Annotated in this window: 3 protein-coding genes; all 3 read right to left on the bottom strand. The window is 66.9% G+C overall.

The features are described 5' to 3' along the window. On the bottom strand, positions 1 to 653 hold a 653-nt coding region (locus ACRCSW_RS17475; protein ID WP_438706924.1), incomplete at its 3' end, for a radical SAM protein. Then, a complete protein-coding gene (gene pqqD, locus ACRCSW_RS17470; protein ID WP_438706923.1) occupies positions 646 to 924 on the bottom strand; it encodes a pyrroloquinoline quinone biosynthesis peptide chaperone PqqD in 279 nt (92 codons plus the stop codon). The genes pqqD and ACRCSW_RS17475, both read right to left, overlap by 8 nt. Beyond that, positions 921 to 1,582, bottom strand: a 662-nt coding sequence (pqqC, locus tag ACRCSW_RS17465) for a pyrroloquinoline-quinone synthase PqqC (RefSeq protein ID WP_438706922.1), incomplete at its 5' end; no start/stop codon positions are given. The genes pqqC and pqqD, both read right to left, overlap by 4 nt.

Here is a 1,582-nt window from a genome sequence, read left to right as displayed (position 1 = left end):
GACCTGCGCGCCTCGGCGACGATCTCTTTGGCCTTTTCGACCTGTTCGCGCGTCGGTTGCAGGGCACCGCGGTTCTTGAGTGCCCAGCCCTGGAACTGAACGCAGGCGACCTCGATCCGCCGTGCGCCCAGGCGTTCGGCCAGCGCGAGCGTGGCGGGCAGATCGTCGAGATTGAGCCGGTGCATCACCGCGTTGAGGGTAAGCGGCAGGCCCAGTTCCGCGATGTGTTCCGCGACCTCCATCTTCCGGGCGAACCCGCCTTTGTAGCCGCCGACCAGATCGGCAACCTCGGGCGTGACGCCCTGCACCGAAAGCTGGATGTGGTCGAGACCGGCAGCCTCCAGCGCCTCAAGCCGCGCACGGGTCAGGCCGACGCCGGAGGTGATGAGATTGGTGTAAAGCCCGGCTGCGCGGGCATGGGCCACCAGTGCCTCAAGATCGCGCCGGGCGGCCGGTTCTCCGCCGGACAGATGCAGTTGCAGGACGCCGAGATCGGCGGCTTCGGCGAAGACGCGGGCCCAGGTATCGGTCGAAAGTTCGGAAGACTTGGCGCTGAGTTCCAGCGGGTTGGAGCAATAGGGGCAGGCCAGCGGACAGCGGTGCGTCAGTTCCGCGAGCATGGCGATGGGTGGGCTGATTCTCGGCTCAGGCATTGATCATGTCCAGCAGCCGCTTGTCGGCGAGGTCGCCCAGAAACTCGGCCACGTCGTCCTGCACGGCGTCGAGCGGTGCGCCGTAGCGTGCGGCCAGCAGCGCCGATATCTCGGCTACAGAGCGTTTTCCGTCCACCTCCGCCAAGATCGCGGCACCGATTTCGTCCAGCATCAGTGCCCGCTCAGGCCCAAGCAGCACTTCGGTGTCGCGCACCCTGTCGTGGTGCGTCCGCACGCCCCGCGGCAGCAATGGGATTGTCGCCGGGGTCACGCAACGACCCCGTCGCCGGGGCGCCAGGCACCGGGGGGGATGTTTCCAGGGGCCACGTAGGCGGAATAGAGGGCGTCCAGTTGCGACCAGAGCACCTCGGTCTTGAAGATCAGTGCCGCAGCGGCGGCATCCTGATCTGCCGCAGTTACGGCATGGTCCAGCACCCAGCCAAGACCGAAGGCCACGTCCTTTGGGGCTTCGTCAAGGCGATGGCGGAAGTAAGCGATCGTCTCGGGCGTGGCGAAGTCGTAGTTCTCCAGCAGTCCGGCGATCCGCTCGGCATGGATCTTCGGCGCGAAAAGCTCGGTCAGCGATGAGGCCACGGCCTTCAGCAGCGGCTCGTCGCGCACGTAGCGGACATAGGCATCCACCGCAAAGCGGGTGGTGGGAAGCACCCCCCGGGCCGAGGCCACGTAGTCGCGGTCAAGCCCGACCGCCTCGGCGAGCCGGAGCCAGCGGGCGATGCCACCCTCGCGCTGCGAGGTGCCGTCGTGGTCTTCAATCCGCGACCGCCAGGCGCGGCGCAGAGCCGGGTCATCCACCCGGCTCATGAACGCGGCGTCCTTCATCGGGATGCGGCTTTGATAGTAGTACCGGTTGATCACCCAGGCGCGGACCTGATCGATCGAGCAGCCGCCCGAATGCAGCAAGTGATGGA

The organism is Tabrizicola sp., from assembly GCF_051645465.1.
GTDB lineage: Bacteria > Pseudomonadota > Alphaproteobacteria > Rhodobacterales > Rhodobacteraceae > Tabrizicola.
Note: the sequence above shows the minus strand (reverse complement) of the source record. Positions and strands in the feature narration are given on the sequence as shown.